The sequence below is a fragment of the Comamonas sp. C24C genome (genome assembly GCF_053345995.1).
The window spans coordinates 403,086-419,471 of record NZ_JBKFBC010000003.1 but is presented as its reverse complement, the minus strand read 5'-3'; the positions used below and the strand labels follow the sequence as shown (position 1 = coordinate 419,471).

Below are 16,386 nucleotides of genomic sequence, written 5' to 3'. Positions count from 1 at the left end.
CAGACCGGGCCGAGGTTTTGGGGGAAGTGCTGTCAGGCCATGGCCTGAGCGCTGAAACGGTAACCTGCGCCGCGAACGGTTTCAATCAGAACACCTGCCACGCCCAGCGATTCGCGCAGGCGCTTGACGTGCACATCCACCGTGCGCTCTTCGATGAAGACATGGTCGCCCCATACCTTGTCGAGCAGCTGCGCACGGCTGTGCACGCGCTCGGGGTGCTTCATCAGATAGTTGAGCAGCTTGAACTCGGTGGGGCCGATCTTGAGCAGATCGCCCTGCCAGCTCACACGATGGGCAGCCGCATCCAGCACCAGCTCGCCAATGCTGACCTTGTCCTGCACCTGCTCGGGCGCGCGACGGCGCAGCACGGCACGGATGCGGGCCAGCAGCTCCTGGGTGGAGAATGGCTTGGTGATGTAGTCATCGGCTCCGGCATCGAGGCCTGCCACCTTGTCGGGCTCGTCGCCGCGCGCCGTCAGCATGAGAATGGGCACGGCCTTGGTTCGGCTGTCGGCACGCCATTTGCGGGCCAGCGACAGGCCGCTGGCACCGGGCAGCATCCAGTCGAGCAAGATCACATCGGGCAGCACGGCATCGAGCTCGCGCTGCGCCGACACACCGTCTTCCGCCCAGACGGGCTGGAAGCCGTTATGCCTCAAATTGACCGCGATCAACTCTGCAATCGCAGGTTCGTCCTCCACGATGAGGACCATGGGCATCTTCTTCATCCCTGGGTAGCCTCCGTCTTACAACACCGCAGATTCGATTTCAGCCATGGTCTGATGGCGCACGTCCTTGCCCTCGACCAGGTAGATGATCAGCTCGGCCACGTTCTTGGAGTGGTCGCCGATACGCTCGATGGCCTTGGCCAGGAACAGCAGGTCCAGGCTGGCGGAGATGGTGCGCGGATCTTCCATCATGTAGGTGATGAGCTTGCGCACAAAGCCGTCGAACTCTTCGTCGATCAGATCGTCTTCGCGCAAGATGGCCACCGCCGCCTTGGTGTCCAGGCGGGCAAAGGCATCCAGGGTCTTGCGCAGCAGCTCGGAAGCCATCTGGGCAGCCATGCGCAGCTCGCCGCTGGGCAGGGAACGGGCGGCGCCGCTTTCGATGATGGACTTGACCATGCGGGCCATCTTGCAGGCCTCATCGCCCATACGCTCCAGATTGGCCGTGGCCTTGGAGAAGGCGATCAGCAGGCGCAGGTCGCGGGCCGTGGGTTGACGGCGCGCGATGATGGACGACAGCTCATGGTCGATCTCCACTTCCATGGCATTGACGCGCTGCTCGGTGCTGATGACCTGCTCCACGGCATCGGTGCTGAAGCTGGTCAGTGCATAGACGGCATTGCTGATCTGCGACTCGACCAGACCGCCCAGCTCCATGACGCGGGCGGAGACACGGTTGAGTTCGGAGTCGAACTGTGTGGACAAATGTTTTTCTGTCATTTTTGAGTCCTTAGCCGAAGCGGCCTGTGATGTAGTCTTCCGTTTCCTTGCGCTGGGGCTTGAAGAACATTTTTTCGGTGTCGCCGAACTCCACCAGATCCCCCAGGTACATATAGGCCGTGTAGTCGCTGCAACGGGCGGCCTGCTGCATGTTGTGGGTCACGATGACCACGGTGTAGTCGTTCTTCAGTTCCGCAATCAGCTCTTCGATCTTGGCCGTGGAGATGGGGTCCAGCGCCGAGCAGGGCTCGTCCAGCAGCAGCACCTCGGGCTTGATGGCAATGCCGCGCGCGATGCACAGACGCTGCTGCTGGCCGCCCGACAGACCCGAGCCGCTTTGCTGCAGCTTGTCCTTGACTTCATTCCACAGCGCAGCCTTGCGCAGCGCCCACTCCACGCGGTCGTCCATGTCTGAGGCATTGAGATTCTCGAACAGCTTCACGCCGAAGGCGATGTTGTCATAGATTGACATCGGGAACGGCGTGGGCTTCTGGAACACCATGCCGACCTTGGCGCGAATCAGTGCCACGTCCTGCTTGCTGGTCAGCAGATTGTCGCCGTCCAGCATGATCTGGCCTTCGGCGCGCTGCTCGGGATAGAGCTCGAACATGCGGTTGAAGGTGCGCAGCAGCGTGGACTTGCCGCAGCCCGAGGGGCCGATGAAGGCCGTGACCTTCTTCTCGGGAATGTCGAGGTTGATGTTTTTCAGCGCGTGAAACTTGCCGTAATAGAAGTTCAGGTCGCGCACGGCCAGCTTGACGTTGGCGGGAGCAATGGTTGCAGTCATGATCTTGAACCTTGGAATTATTTCTGGCGGGTGATGAAACGCGCCAGGATATTCAGACCCAGCACAGCCACCGTGATGAGGAACACACCGGCCCATGCCAGTTGCTGCCAGTTCTCATAGGGGCTCATGGCAAATTTGAAGATGGTCACCGGCAGGCTGGCCATGGGCTTGCTCAGGTCGGCATTCCAGAACTGGTTGTTCAGCGCCGTGAACAGCAGCGGAGCAGTCTCGCCGGCAATACGGGCCACGGCCAGCAGCACACCGGTGATGACGCCGGCACGGGCCGCACGCAGCGTCACCATGATGATGACCTTCCACTTCGGCGTGCCCAGTGCATAAGCCGCTTCACGCAGGCTGGCAGGCACCAGCACCAGCATGTTTTCGGTGGTCCGGATGACCACGGGAATCACGATCAGCGCCAGCGCGATCACGCCGGCCATGCCGGAGAAGCTCTTGAAACGCACCACCACCACGGTATAGACAAACAGACCGATGACGATGGAGGGAGCGGACAGCAGAATGTCGTTGACGAAGCGCGTGGTGGAAGCCAGCCAGCTCTTCTTGTCGTACTCGGCCAGATAGACGCCGGCCATCACGCCGATCGGCGTGCCGACAAAAGTGGCCAGCGTCACGATCATCAGCGAGCCCCAGATGGCGTTGGCAATGCCGCCCTCCTCGTTGGGCGGAGGCGTCATCTGCGAAAACAGCGCGAAGTTCAGGCCGCCCACGCCCTGGCGAATGGTTTCCCAGAGAATCCAGATCAGCCAGAAGACGCCGAACAGCATGGCAGCCATGGACAGGGTCAGCGCGATCTGATTGAGGCGCTTGCGCCTGTCGTACTTGGCCTGACGCACGGCAGCCAGGTCGGCTGCATCAAGCATCTTGGCGGAGGTGGAGGTCGAGCTCATGAGCGGGCTCCTTCGTTCTTCTGCAGGCGGTTGAGCAGCATCTTGGAGCAGGCCAGCACCACGAAGGTGATGAAGAACAGCACCAGACCCAGATAGATCAGCGATGCCTGATGCAGGCCTTCGCCGGCCTCGGCAAACTCATTGGCCAGGGCCGAGGTGATGCTGTTCGCAGCTTCGAACACGGACAGCGAGTTGAGCTGGTTCATATTGCCGATCACAAAGGTCACGGCCATGGTCTCTCCCAGCGCGCGGCCCAGGCCCAGCATGACGCCGCCGAGCACGCCGGTCTTCGTATAGGGCAGCACCACTTTCCAGACCACTTCCCAGGTCGTGGAGCCCAGACCATAGGCCGACTCCTTGAGCAGCGCCGGCGTGACCTCGAACACATCGCGCATCACCGAGGCGATGAAGGGGATGATCATGATGGCCAGGATGATGCCGGCCGAGAGAATGCCGATACCCACGGGAGGCCCGGAGACAAAGGCGCCCAGATAGGGCACGCCGCTCAGCAGGTTCTGCAGCGGCTGCTGCACATAGGTGGCCAGCACGGGGCCGAACACCATCAGACCCCACATGCCGTAGACGATGGATGGCACTGCGGCCAGCAGCTCGATGGCCGTGCCCAGGGGGCGCTTGAGCCAGGCGGGAGAGAGCTCCGTCAGAAACAGCGCGATGCCGAAGCTCACGGGCACGGCAATCAAGAGCGCGATGGCCGAGGTGGCCAGCGTGCCGTAAATCATGACCAGGCCGCCGTACCGGTTCTGGACGGGGTCCCAGACACTGCTGGTCAGAAAGCCCAGACCGTATTCCGAAATGGCGGGCCAGGCGCCGACGATCAGCGAAGCCATGATGGCCAGCAGCAGCACCAGCGTCAGAATCGCTGCGCTGCGTGCCAGGCCACCAAACAAACGATCCGCCATACGTCCCGAGATCATCGGAGCACGTGGCGGAGAAGGAGAGCGTCGCTTGGCGGCATCGGTGGAGGCAGCAGCCAGCGAACTGGAGGGCGACGTAGTGGACACGTGAGCGCCTTTATTCGCAAAGGGTTGAAACAAGCAGCGGAGATGCCGTCCGGCACGGCAGTCCGCTGCTCACTGATTACACGAGATTACTTGGCAACAACCTTGCCCGAGGTGTCCTTGATGTCGTTCCAGGACTTGTAGATCACGTTCTTGACGGAGTCGGGCATGGGCACGTAGTCCAGATCGGCAGCAGTCTTGTCACCTTGCTTGTAGGCCCACTCGAAGAACTTCAGCGAAGTGGCGGCCTGGGCGGGCTTGTCCTGGGTCTTGTGCATCAGGATGAAGGTGGCCGAGGTGATGGGCCAGGCGCTCTTGCCGGGCTGGTTGGTCAGGATCTGGTAGAAGCTCTTGGCCCAGTCGGCGCCGGCAGCAGCGGCCTTGAAGGTATCGTCGTCGGGAGAGACGAAAGCGCCGTCTTTGTTCTGCAGCTGTGTGTAGGTCAGCTTGTTCTGCTTGACATAGGCGTACTCGACATAGCCGATGGAGTTGGGCAGACGGCCCACAAAGGCGGCAACGCCTTCGTTGCCCTTGCCGCCGGCACCGGTGGGCCAGTTCACGGCCGTGCCTTCGCCGACCTTGTCCTTCCACTCGGCGTTGACCTTGGAGAGGTAGTTGGTGAAGCCGAAGGTGGTGCCGGAGCCGTCGGCGCGGCGCACGGGAGCGATGGCGGCATCAGGCAGGGCCACGCCGGGGTTCAGAGCGGCAACGGCGGGATCGTTCCACTTGGTGATCTTGCCCAGGTAGATGTCGCCCAGCACCTGGCCCGACAGCTTCAGCTGGCCGGGAGCCACGCCCTTGATGTTGACCACGGGAACAATGCCGCCAATCACGGTGGGGAACTGCAGCAGGCCCTTCTTCTGCAGCTCGTCATCGGTCAGGGGCGCATCCGAGGCGCCGAAGTCCACGGTCTTGGCATCGATCTGCTTGACGCCGGCGCTGGAGCCCACGGACTGGTAGTTGATCTTGACGCCTGTGGCCTTGTGATAGTCGGCAGCCCACTTGGAATACAGAGGAGCCGGGAAGCTCGCACCGGCACCTGTGGCTTCCTGGCTGGCGTTGGCAATACCCGCGGCAGACAGAGCACCAGCCACCAGAACGTGAATCAAGGACAACTTCATGAAACGACCTCTTAGGGTTGAAAGATTCGATGCAGTGGACTTTAAAAACCTTTTATGACAGCGTCGTGACATGAAAATTTCAAGGCGCAACCAAGCGAAAGACGCCTAATCCGGTCATGCGATTGTCATATTTCATTCGCAAACTGCTGAGCCTTGACCTACATACTCGGTCCCCGAGTAAAACCACAGGTAACAGCTTGTCGCAAGGCCGATGCCGGGGGCGCTGGCAATGTATGACATAGTCTGTCACACAGCGTGAGCAACCCCTCGGCAGTGGCCCGGGCCGGCAATACCTGCAAATACCTGACTTGGCAGAGGCTGAACTTTTCCCCCTGATAGCCCGATGACGGCGCATATTGCATATTCCACTGCCCGATGCATGTGTCGTCAGCTCCCTCACGCTCATGCTCCACTCGTGCTCCAACCCGCATAACAACAACGCATTGATTGGCTCAGAAATGGCTCCAGAATCGCTGCTTGCCGCCGTAGACCTTGGCTCCAACAGTTTTCGCCTTGAAATAGGCCGCATCGGCTCGCATCAACGCATAGAGCGTGTGGAATACCTCAAGGAAACCGTGCGCCAGGGCAACGGCCTGAACTCGCGCCAGGAACTCTCGCGCGAAGCCATGGAGCGCGGCTGGGACTGTCTGGCGCGCTTTGGCGAGCGCCTCAGGGGCTTCGATGCCACGCATGTGCGCGCCGTCGCCACCCAGACCCTGCGCGAGGCCCTGAACGCCGACGAATTCGTGACGCATGGCAGCCAGCTGCTGGGCTTTCCCATCGAAGTCATTGCCGGCGAGGAAGAAGCCCGGCTGATCTATCGCGGCGTGGCCAGCTCGCTGCCGCCAAGCCAGCAAAAACGCCTGGTCATCGACATCGGCGGGCGCTCCACCGAGATCATCATCGGCCAGCACAGCCAGCCGCTGCAGGTGGCATCGTATGCGCTGGGCAGCGTCTCCTGGAGCAGCCGCTTCTTCAGCGATGGGGCCTTGAACAAGGCCAACTTCCAGGCCGCCGTTGCTGCCGCCAAGCAATGCCTGGCCCAGGCCCAGTTCGCCTACCCCGGCACGGCCTGGGACTGCGCCTATGCCTCGTCAGGCACGGCCAATGCCGTGGCCGATGCTCTCACGGCCCAGGGCCTGGACGGACAGGTGATCACGCCCGCCAAGCTGCGCCACCTCTACGAGATGCTGCTGGACATCGGCCATGTGGACCGTCTGCGCATGCCGGGCCTCAAGGAAGACCGCCGCCCGGTGGTCGCGGGCGGCATCAGCGTGATGATGGCCGTGGTCGACCTGCTGGGCATCACCGAGCTCGAAGTCGCCCAGGGAGCACTGCGCCAGGGGGCCCTGCACGACCTGCTCGATCACGAGCCTCCTGCCGACAAGGAGGCCGCAGAAATCAGCGCCCTGCAACTGGACTTCGGCGTGGATGCCCCTCATGCCCTGCGCGTACAGCGCATTGCCACCGAGCTGTATCAGCAGATCCTGCCCGCCGAAACGGCGGCGCAGAGCGCGCAGGCCCTGGCCATTGCAGCGCAGCTGCATGAGGTCGGCATGCGTGTGGCCCTGAGCAACTACCACCGCCACGGGGCCTACATCGTCGAGCATTGCGGCCTGGCCACCTGGGAGCCGGAGCTGCGCCAGCGCATCTGCCAGCTGGTGCTGGGCCACCAGGGCAAGCTGCGCAAGCTGGAGGACGCCATTGACGAGCCCCAGCTGGCCCTGCCGCTGATGGCGCTGCGCATTGCCGTGCAGCTATGCCACACCCGCCGCGAGCCGGACATGAAGGGCATGCAGCTCAAGCGCTCGGGTTCGGAGTGCAAGCTCTCCACCCCTGCGGGCTGGATGCTGACCTATCCGCAATCCGCGCGCCTGCTGGAAGAGGAAGCCATGGCCTGGAGCAAGACACCCTGGAGCCTCAAGCTGCAGCTGCGTTGATGCGACCGGCCATGCGGCCGCCGCCCGGCAAAGACAAAGGGACTGCGAAGCAGTCCTTTTTTGCATTCGGTCTTCAAAAAGAGAGCTGCAAGCGCCTGTCAGATAACGATTTCAGCATGAAAAGCATCTGAAATCTATGACTATCAAGCGCAATAAGCTCCTTATCTGATAGTTCAGAGGCTCTTGCCACCGTAGCGCACCATCAGCGCCTGCTGGGCGCCCTTGCCCTCCAGCGGACGCTCGGGCTTCTGGTAAGCGCCCGAAGCATCCAGCGTCCAGGCATCGCGGTCATCGCCCAGATAGGCCACCAGGCATTCGTCAATCACGCGCTGGCGCAGCTTTTTGTCCAGCACCGGCCAGGCCAGCTCCACGCGGCTGAGCATATTGCGATTCATCCAGTCGGCGCTGGACAGCAGCAGCTCTTCTTCCTGCCCCCAGGCAAAGTAGAAGACGCGCGAATGCTCCAGGAAACGGCCGATGATGGAGCGCACGCGGATATTGTCCGTCACGCCTGGGCGCTGCGCCGGCAGCATGCAGGAGCCGCGCACGATGAGATCGATCTGTGCACCCTTGCGGCCGGCTTCGACCAGAGCGCGAATCAGCGGCTCGTCGGTCAGCGCATTCATCTTGAGCACCATGCGCGCCTTCTCGCCCCGCGCCGCTGCGGCCGCCACCAGGCCGATCAACTCCAGCATGCGGTTTTGCAGATGGAATGGCGCCATGACCAGCTTTTGCAGCTTGGGCATGGTGTTGTGGCTGGAGAGATGGCGGAACACCGCATCCATATCGGCCGTGATCTCGTCATTGCAGGTCAGCTGGCTGATGTCGGTGTACAGACGCGCGCTGCGGGCGTTGTAGTTGCCCGTGGACAGATGGGCATAGCGCTTGAGCTGGTTGTTGCGCTTTTCGCGCCGCGTGATCAGCAGCATCTTGGCGTGGGTCTTGAGACCGACCACGCCATACACCACCTGCACGCCCAGCGATTCCAGCTTTTCCGCCCAGTTGATGTTGGCCTCTTCGTCAAAGCGCGCCTTGAGCTCCAGCACGGCCAGCACTTCCTTGCCTCGGCTCACGGCCTCGGCCAGCAGGCTCATGATCTCGGAGTCGGTACCCGTGCGGTAGATGGTCTGCTTGATGGCCAGCACCTGCGGGTCGTTGACGGCCTCGCGCAGCAGCTCCAGCACGCCGTCGAAACTCTCGAAGGGCTGGTGGATGATGATGTCGCTCTTGCGCATCTGCGCGAGGATGGAGCGACCGGGCACGAGCTGGGTGGGCCAGGCCGGCTTCCATTTGGGAAACAGCAAGGCCGGATCGTCGACCAGATCGATCAGCTGCATCTGGCGCACCAGATTGACCGGTCCCTTGACGCGGAACAGCGCCTCGGCCGGCAGGCCGTATTGCTCCAGCAGCAGGTCAGAGAGCACCACGGAGCATGAGGAGGACACTTCCAGACGCACCGCCTGGCCGTAATGGCGGTGGTGCAGACCCTGGCGCAAGGCCATGCGCAGATCCACCACATCGTCCTCATCCACGGCCAGATCGGAGTGGCGGGTGACGCGGAACTGGGAGAACTCGGACACTTCCCGGCCCGGGAACAGCTCGGCCAGATGGGCGCGCACCACGCTGGAGATGCTGACGAACAGCTTTTGCTTGCCCGAAATCTTCTCGGGCAGGCGGATCAGGCGCGGCAAGGCGCGCGGCACCTTGACGATGGCCACCTCGTTGGCGCGCCCGAAGGCGTCCACGCCGTTGAGGCGCACGATGAAATTCAGCGCCTTGTTGGCCACCTGCGGAAAGGGGTGTGACGGGTCCAGGCCCACCGGCATCAGCAGGGGCTGGACCTCGCGCATGAAGTACTCACGCACCCATTTGCGCTGCGCCACGCTGCGCTCGCCATGCGAGACCAGACGGATCGCATGCTTGTCGAACGCAGGAATGATGGCCTGGTTGTAGAGCTGATACTGCTTGGCCACCAGGCCGTGGGCCGTGGTCATCAGTCGCTCGAAACTGGCACGCGAGTAGGTGCCCTGCTCGTCACCCACCTTGGCGGCCGAGACATGAGGGGCACAGCGCACCTCGAACCACTCGTCGAGATTGGAGGACACGATGCACAGATAGCGCAGGCGTTCGAGCAGCGGAACATCCTCGCGCTCGGCCCAGCTCAGCACGCGCTCGTTGAATACCAGAATGCTTTGATCGCGGTCCAGCAGCTCCAGAGTCGGCTCGATCACAGGCGGCATGGCTACCTCGTTCTTGGACGCCGCCCGGCGTCGGCGCGGCGCTTTGGCAGGGACGGAAGATGCCGCAGGGGCCGCGTCGGAAACGGCAGCAGGCACCTCATGGTGCCCGGTGCCGGCGGCTTGCGCAACTGCAGGCGACTCGCCTGCGGCGCTCTTCACGCTACCGCCCTGCTCCGCTGTTGCCGCTGCCTGCACCAGCGAGAGATGCGCCAGCCCCAGAGATGCGGGCCCCGCCTCTTGCGACTGACTGCCGGTCTGCGAGGCTGCGGCGCAATCCTGCCCTGAAGAAGAAGTGATGGAAGCGGAAAAGAAAGAATCGGAACCAGGTACGGATTGGGACATGTGGCAGCAGCCTGCGAAAGCTTGAAGCGCCCCTGAGGGCATGCCCGCAGTCTGCCGGTGGTTTATGACAATTGCATGACCGAAATATGACTGTCATCGTTGTTCATGACAACCGCCCCTGATTTGAACAGCGTCAGCTGGTCCTGACCACCTCGGCCAGACGCTCGGCACAGTTGCTGGCCATGTCCGCACTTCTGGCCTCGACCATGACGCGCACCAGGGGCTCGGTGCCGCTGGGGCGGATCAGCACGCGGCCGTCGCTGCCCAGCAGTTTCTCGACAGCCGCCTGCTCGCCGGGGAGCTTGGCGTTGTTTTTCCAGTCCTGTCCCGGCTGCAGGCGCACATTGATCATGACCTGGGGAAACAGCTTCACGGACTCCAGCCACTGAGCCATGGTCTTTTTGGAGCGTACGCAGGCCTGCAGCACCTGCAGCGCACTGACCAGACCGTCGCCGGTGGTGTGCTTGTCCAACGCCAGCAGATGGCCCGAGCTTTCGCCACCCAGCTGCCAGCCCTTGGCAGTGAGTGCTTCCAGCACATAGCGGTCTCCGACCTTGGCGCGCACAAAGCCCACGCCCTGTGCCTTGAGCGCCTGCTCCACCGCCATATTGGTCATCAGGGTTCCGGCCACGCCACTCACCGCATCGCCACGCGCCAGGCGGTCGGCCGCCATGAGATAGAGCAGCTCGTCGCCGTTGTAGAGACGGCCCTGCGCATCGACCAGTTGCAGCCGGTCGGCATCGCCGTCCAGTGCCACGCCGTAGTCGGCATTGTTGGCACGCACGGCCCTGACCAGCGCCTCGGGATGGGTCGCACCTACGCCCTCGTTGATGTTGAGGCCATCCGGAGAGCAGCCGATCTCCACCACGCTGGCACCGAGCTCGTGAAAGACCTTGGGAGCAATCTGGTAGGCCGCGCCATGGGCCGCGTCCACCACGATCTTCAGACCGCGCAGCGACAGGCTGTGATCGAAGGTGCTTTTGCAGAACTCGATGTAGCGACCGGCGGCATCGGCCAGGCGCCGAGCCTTGCCCAGAGAGGCGGAGTCCACCCAGACGGGGTCTTCCTTGAGGGCGGCCTCCACATCCTCTTCCCAGGAATCAGGCAGCTTGGTGCCTTCGGCACTGAAGAACTTTATACCGTTGTCGTAGAACGGGTTGTGGCTGGCGCTGATGACCACGCCCAGGCTGGCGCGCTGGGCACGCGTCAGATAGGCCACGCCCGGTGTCGGCAGGGGGCCAAGCAGCATGACATCGACACCGGCAGAGTTGAAGCCCGATTCGAGCGCGCTTTCCAGCATATAGCCGGAGATGCGGGTGTCCTTGCCGATCAGCACCAGAGGACGCTCTTGCGTACGGCGCAGCACACGCCCGACAGCATGCGCCAGGCGCAGGGCAAAGTCAGGCGTGATGGGGGACTTGCCCACCGTGCCGCGAATCCCGTCGGTGCCGAAGTACTGTCTTGCCATAGTTTCGTTGTCCTTTTTAGATTCAATACTCTGTCGTCAGGCCTGCAGTGCTTGCGCATCATGCATGGCCTGCCAGACTGCCAGCGCTGCCACCGTGTCCTTCACGTCGTGGACACGCACAATTCTGGCCCCTCGCTCGACCGCCAGCAATGCCGCCGCCACACTGGGCACCATGCGCTGATCCACGGGCAGGCCACTGACCTGCCCCAGGGAGCCCTTGCGCGACCAGCCTGCCAGCAGCGGGAAGTCTAGGTCCAGCAACTCACGCTGATGTGCAAGCAAGGCAAAATTTTGTACCACGCTCTTGCCGAAGCCAATACCGTAATCCCAGGCGATGCGCGAGCGCGCGACGCCTGCGTCGAGCAAGGGCTGCGTCGCCTGCAGCAGAAAGTCCCGCACCTGCGCCACGGCGTTGCCCTGCATATGCTCCAGATGCATGTCCTGCGGGGTCTTGTGCATATGCATCAGGCACACCCCGCAGCTGCCGTGCCGGCTCACCACCTCGAAGGCGCCGCTCTGGCGCAGCGCCCAGATGTCATTGATGATGTCGGCCCCGAGATCCAGGGCTGCAGCCATGACTTCGGGCTTGTAGGTATCGATGGAGATGGGCACATCGAGCTTGACGGCCTCGCGCAGCACGGGCAGAACACGCGCCAGCTCGTCCTCCAGGCTGACTGCAGGTGAGCCCGGCCTGGTGGATTCGCCGCCTATGTCCAGAATATGCGCGCCCTGGGCCAGCAGCAGCTCTGCATGGGCCATGGCCTGGAATACCCCGGCATGCTTGCCGCCGTCAGAAAAGGAATCCGGGGTCACATTCACGATGCCCATGACCTGGGGCTTGTCGAGCTGCACGAGAAAACGCGAGGTTTGCCACTGTTGCGACATAGATCTTCGATATCTGAGAGTACAAAAACAAAAGGCCCCTGAGGGACCTTTTGTAGCGGAGACTTGGCGCTTAAGCCGTAGTCGGTGAAGGTTCGGCATTCGATGCGGGATTGCCTCCGGAGGAGTTGCCGCCATCCGACGAGGGCGGATTGCGAGGCGTCCAGTCCTTGGGAGGACGGGGCTCCTTGCCAGCCATGATGTCGTTGAGCTGTTCGGCGTCGATCGTCTCCCAGTCCAGCATGGCCTTGGCCATGGCGTGCATCTTGTCGCTGTTGTCTTCGATCAGCTTGCGCGCCAGCGCATATTGCTCGTCGATGATGCGACGCACTTCATCGTCCACCTTCTGCATGGTGGACTCGGACAGATTGGAGCCCCGGCTGAAGGTGCGACCCAGGAAAGGCTCGCCTTCCTGCTCGGAGTAGACCATGGTGCCCAGTGCATCGCTCATGCCGTAGCGCGTCACCATGTCGCGGGCGATCTGGGTCGCACGCTCGAAGTCGTTCGAAGCGCCAGTCGTCATCTGGTTCATGAACACTTCTTCGGCGATACGTCCGCCAAACAGCATGGCGATCTGGTTGAGCATGTACTCCTTGTCGTAGGAGTAGCGGTCCTTCTCGGGCAGGCTCATGGTCACGCCCAGCGCACGACCGCGCGGGATGATGGTGACCTTGTGCACGGGATCGCACTTGGGCAGCAGCTTGCCGATCAAGGCATGGCCGGCTTCATGGTAGGCCGTGTTGCGGCGCTCTTCCTCGGGCATGACCATGGTCTTGCGCTCGGGGCCCATGATGATCTTGTCCTTGGCCTTCTCGAAGTCCTGCATCTCCACGGTGCGCGCATTGCGGCGAGCCGCCATCAGAGCTGCTTCGTTGCAGAGATTGGCCAGATCGGCACCCGACATGCCGGGCGTGCCGCGTGCGATGATGGCGGGGTTCACGTCCTGGCCCACGGGGATCTTGCGCATGTGCACATTGAGAATCTGCTCGCGGCCGCGGATATCGGGCAGCGTCACATAGACCTGGCGGTCGAAACGACCGGGACGCAGCAAGGCGGCATCCAGGATGTCGGGGCGGTTGGTTGCAGCCACCACGATCACGCCGAGATTGGTCTCGAAACCGTCCATCTCGACCAGCATCTGGTTCAGAGTCTGCTCGCGCTCGTCGTTGCCGCCGCCCATGCCGGCGCCACGCTGGCGACCGACGGCGTCGATTTCGTCGATGAAGATGATGCAGGGTGCATTCTTCTTGGCGTTTTCGAACATGTCGCGCACGCGAGCCGCGCCCACGCCGACGAACATTTCAACGAAGTCGGAACCCGAGATCGAGAAGAAAGGCACCTTGGCCTCGCCCGCAATCGACTTGGCCAGCAGCGTCTTGCCGGTGCCGGGAGGGCCGACCAGCAGCAGACCACGGGGAATACGACCGCCGAGCTTCTGGAACTTGTTGGGGTCCTTGAGGAAGTCCACGACTTCCTTGACCTCTTCCTTGGCCTCATCGGCACCAGCCACGTCGGCAAAGGTGACGGTGTTGCTGTTCTCGTCGAGCATGCGTGCCTTGGACTTGCCGAAGCTGAAGGCACCGCCCTTGCCGCCGCCCTGCATCTGGCGCATGAAGTACACCCATACGCCGATCAACAGCAGCATGGGGCCCCAACTCACGAGCAGCGTCATGAGCAGCGAGCCTTCTTCACGTGGCTTGACGTCGAACTTGACGTTGTTGTTGATCAGGTCGCCCACCAGGCCACGATCCAGATAGGTGGCTGTAGTGCGGATCTTGCGATCATCGGTGGTGGTGGCTACGACCTCGGTACCGCCGGCACCTTCCTGAATGGTGGCGCTCTTGATACGGTTGTTGCGCACTTGCTCCAGGAATTCCGAGTAGCCAACATGAGAGGCACCGCCAGCACCTCGGGTGTCAAACTGTTTGAACACCGTAAACAGCACCATGGCGATGACCAGCCAGACGGCGACTTTTGAAAACCACTGATTGTTCAAGCGGGGCTCCAATGGAATATTCAGACGTAAAGGCCCGGAGGGGACTCCAGACCTAGTTGAGGTTCATTTTAGGTGTTTCAAGCGCCCAGGACGCCTATTTCCCCCTATAGCGGCCATAGGCAAGCTATGGTCCGACAGGCAATCGGCTCTAAGCCTGTGTTTTATCAGGGCTTTGCGCTATCAGTTTCACTGACTTGCTGCAGCAAGGCATGAGGTCAAATGCCCCTATGCAAGCCGGCAACTGCATCAGGAGCCCTGCTTCAGCCCCATCCCTACCAGGAAAATCTCGGCAGACCGGTCGCGCGAGGCCTTGGGCTTGATGGGCTTGACCACCTTGAAGGTCTGCTTGAACAGATCCACCAGCTCGTTGTAGCCGCTGCCGTGGAAAAGCTTGACCACCAGCGCGCCCTCGGGCTTCATGTTGTTGATCGCGAAATCAACGGCCATCTCGATGAGCACCGCGACCCGCGCCCCGTCCGTGGCGCCATGACCCGACAGATTGGGCGCCATGTCCGAGACCACCACGTCGGCCTTGCCGCCGCCCATGGCTTCTTCCAGCTGCGCCAGCACTGCCTCTTCGCGGAAGTCGCCCTGGATGTAATGCACGCCCTCGATAGGCTCCATGGGCAACAGGTCCAGCGAGATGATGCGGCCGTTGAGTTCGCCCACGGCCGCGCCGCTGGGCGAGAGACGACGACGCACATACTGGCTCCAGGCACCGGGCGCGCAGCCCAGGTCCACCACGGTGTGACCTGGCTGAATCAGCTTGAGCGACTCGTCGATTTCCTTGAGCTTGTAGGCCGCGCGGGCACGATAACCGTCCTTCTGGGCGGCTTTCACATACGGGTCATTGATGTGATCGTGCAGCCAATTCTTATTGACCTTCTTGCTTTTGGTTTTGGTTTTCATGCCTGAATTCTCGCAGCCTTGATAATACGGGTATGCCCCAAATTGAATTAACTCCCGCGCAGCGCCGGGAACACCGCGCCGAAGCCCACCATCTGGACCCCGTCGTCCTCATCGGTGGCGATGGTCTGACCACTGCCGTTCAGAAGGAAGTGGACGCCGCACTCAATGCCCATGGTCTGATCAAGGTCCGCGTTTTCGGCGACGACCGTGCAGCCCGCGAGCAGATCTATCAACAACTTTGCGACGAGCTGAACGCTGCTCCCATCCAGCACATCGGCAAGCTGCTGGTGCTGTGGCGCCCGATTCCCGAAAAGGAAAAGGCCTTTGACGAAGACCGCATGCCCGGTCCTCGCGACGTCAAGGTGCTCAAGTTCGGCCGAGCCGGCCAGAAGCCCGAAGTCAAGCAACTGCGCGTGCTCGGCAACCAGCGCCTGACCGCCGGCGGCACCATCAAGCGCGCCAAGCCCAAGCAGAAGTCGGTCAAGAAAGGCCGTCAGGACTGATCTGCCGATCAGCCCCGCCAGCCCGTCCATCCGCCTTATTTCCTCGCCGAGACCGCCAACCCATGGTTCAGACCACACAGCAGCCACGCCATATTCTTTGCATGAAATGGGGCACCAAATACGGCCCGGAGTACGTCAACCGACTCTATGCCATGGTGCGCCGCCATCTCAGCGGAGATTTTCGCTTTGTCTGCCTGACCGACAGCACAGAGGGGATTCGCTCCGAAGTGGAGTGCTTTCCCATTCCCGACCTGAACATTCATCTGGCTCCCGGCCAGCGTGACGGCGCCTGGAAGAAGCTGACCACCTTCGAGCGCGACCTGCATGGCCTCAAGGGCCAAGCGCTGTTCCTGGACCTGGATGTGGTGATCGTGGGCAGCCTCGACGAGTTCTTCACGCTGCCTGGCGACTTCCGCATCATTCACGACTATCCGCGCTTCTGGCGCTTTGGCGAGCGCATTGTCGGCAACTCCTCGGTCTACCGCTTCGAGCTGGGTGCCCATGCCGATGTGCTGGAGCATTTCCGTGCGCACACCGAAGAAATGCGTGCCAAGTACCGCAACGAGCAGGAGTACCTGTCGCACTTTCTGCACAAGCAGGGCAAGCTGGACTACTGGCCTGCCGCCTGGTGCCCCAGCTTCAAGTACTACTGCATTCCGACCTGGCCCAGCAACTACTGGAAGGAGCCGCTGCCGCCCGTCGATGCGCGCATCGTGATCTTCCACGGCGAAGTGAACCCGCCCGACGCCCTGGAAGGCCGTCGCAACAAGCGCTTTCGCCATATCGAGCCGGCCAGGTGGATCGAGAAGGCCTGGGGCTGAAG

At 62.2% G+C, this 16,386-nt stretch carries 14 protein-coding genes; 3 read left to right on the top strand and 11 right to left on the bottom strand.

Annotated elements, in window-relative coordinates; translation table 11 throughout:
• Positions 1-32: 32 nt before the first annotated feature.
• From phoB to pstS, 6 genes are all read right to left on the bottom strand, one after another.
• A complete protein-coding gene (phoB, locus tag ACLBXN_RS08790) occupies positions 33-728 on the bottom strand; it encodes a phosphate regulon transcriptional regulator PhoB (protein WP_003053455.1) in 696 nt (231 codons plus the stop codon).
• Between the two features lie 18 nt (positions 729-746).
• On the bottom strand, positions 747-1,448 hold the full coding sequence (phoU, locus tag ACLBXN_RS08785) for a phosphate signaling complex protein PhoU (RefSeq protein ID WP_003053453.1): 702 nt from the start codon (positions 1,446-1,448) through the stop codon (positions 747-749).
• Between the two features lie 10 nt (positions 1,449-1,458).
• Entirely contained in the window at positions 1,459-2,235 is a 777-nt protein-coding gene (pstB, locus tag ACLBXN_RS08780) for a phosphate ABC transporter ATP-binding protein PstB (protein ID WP_003053452.1), read from the bottom strand.
• Positions 2,236-2,252: 17 nt separating this feature from the next.
• Positions 2,253-3,143, bottom strand: a complete 891-nt coding sequence (gene pstA, locus ACLBXN_RS08775) for a phosphate ABC transporter permease PstA (protein ID WP_043005431.1) — start codon at positions 3,141-3,143, stop codon at positions 2,253-2,255.
• Positions 3,140-4,078: a phosphate ABC transporter permease PstC gene (gene pstC / locus ACLBXN_RS08770; RefSeq protein ID WP_211458815.1), complete on the bottom strand. Its 939-nt coding sequence runs from the start codon at positions 4,076-4,078 to the stop codon at positions 3,140-3,142. The genes pstA and pstC overlap by 4 nt, the downstream gene beginning before the upstream one ends.
• A 173-nt stretch (positions 4,079-4,251) precedes the next feature.
• Positions 4,252-5,283: a phosphate ABC transporter substrate-binding protein PstS gene (pstS, locus tag ACLBXN_RS08765; RefSeq protein WP_211458707.1), complete on the bottom strand. Its 1,032-nt coding sequence runs from the start codon at positions 5,281-5,283 to the stop codon at positions 4,252-4,254.
• A gap of 458 nt (positions 5,284-5,741) precedes the next feature.
• Here pstS and ACLBXN_RS08760 point away from each other — a divergent pair, with 458 nt between their 5' ends.
• Complete coding sequence (locus ACLBXN_RS08760; protein WP_447611836.1) at positions 5,742-7,223, top strand: Ppx/GppA phosphatase family protein; 1,482 nt, start codon at positions 5,742-5,744, stop codon at positions 7,221-7,223.
• Positions 7,224-7,396: 173 nt separating this feature from the next.
• On the opposite strand, the gene ppk1 is transcribed toward ACLBXN_RS08760, so the two are convergent.
• The 5 genes from ppk1 to ACLBXN_RS08735 form a co-directional block, all read right to left on the bottom strand.
• Entirely contained in the window at positions 7,397-9,463 is a 2,067-nt protein-coding gene (ppk1, locus tag ACLBXN_RS08755; RefSeq protein ID WP_447611857.1) for a polyphosphate kinase 1, read from the bottom strand.
• A gap of 475 nt (positions 9,464-9,938) precedes the next feature.
• Positions 9,939-11,273, bottom strand: a complete 1,335-nt coding sequence (gene glmM / locus ACLBXN_RS08750; protein ID WP_211458703.1) for a phosphoglucosamine mutase — start codon at positions 11,271-11,273, stop codon at positions 9,939-9,941.
• 36 nt (positions 11,274-11,309) lie between these two features.
• Entirely contained in the window at positions 11,310-12,158 is an 849-nt protein-coding gene (gene folP / locus ACLBXN_RS08745) for a dihydropteroate synthase (protein WP_447611835.1), read from the bottom strand.
• 70 nt (positions 12,159-12,228) lie between these two features.
• Entirely contained in the window at positions 12,229-14,151 is a 1,923-nt protein-coding gene (gene ftsH, locus ACLBXN_RS08740) for an ATP-dependent zinc metalloprotease FtsH (RefSeq protein ID WP_003067340.1), read from the bottom strand.
• Between the two features lie 246 nt (positions 14,152-14,397).
• The gene (locus ACLBXN_RS08735) at positions 14,398-15,060 is read right to left on the bottom strand and encodes an RlmE family RNA methyltransferase (RefSeq protein ID WP_003053442.1); all 663 of its coding nucleotides are present in this window, start codon (positions 15,058-15,060) and stop codon (positions 14,398-14,400) included.
• Positions 15,061-15,092: 32 nt separating this feature from the next.
• On the opposite strand from ACLBXN_RS08735, the gene ACLBXN_RS08730 reads away from it, so the two are divergent.
• Both ACLBXN_RS08730 and ACLBXN_RS08725 read left to right on the top strand, forming a co-directional pair.
• Positions 15,093-15,563 carry a YhbY family RNA-binding protein gene (locus ACLBXN_RS08730; protein WP_003067342.1) on the top strand — a complete coding sequence of 157 codons (471 nt, stop codon included), beginning with the start codon at positions 15,093-15,095 and terminating at the stop codon, positions 15,561-15,563.
• Between the two features lie 62 nt (positions 15,564-15,625).
• Positions 15,626-16,384 (top strand): glycosyltransferase, encoded by a 759-nt coding sequence (locus ACLBXN_RS08725; protein WP_447611834.1) that lies wholly within the window; start codon positions 15,626-15,628, stop codon positions 16,382-16,384.
• Positions 16,385-16,386: the final 2 nt, after the last annotated feature.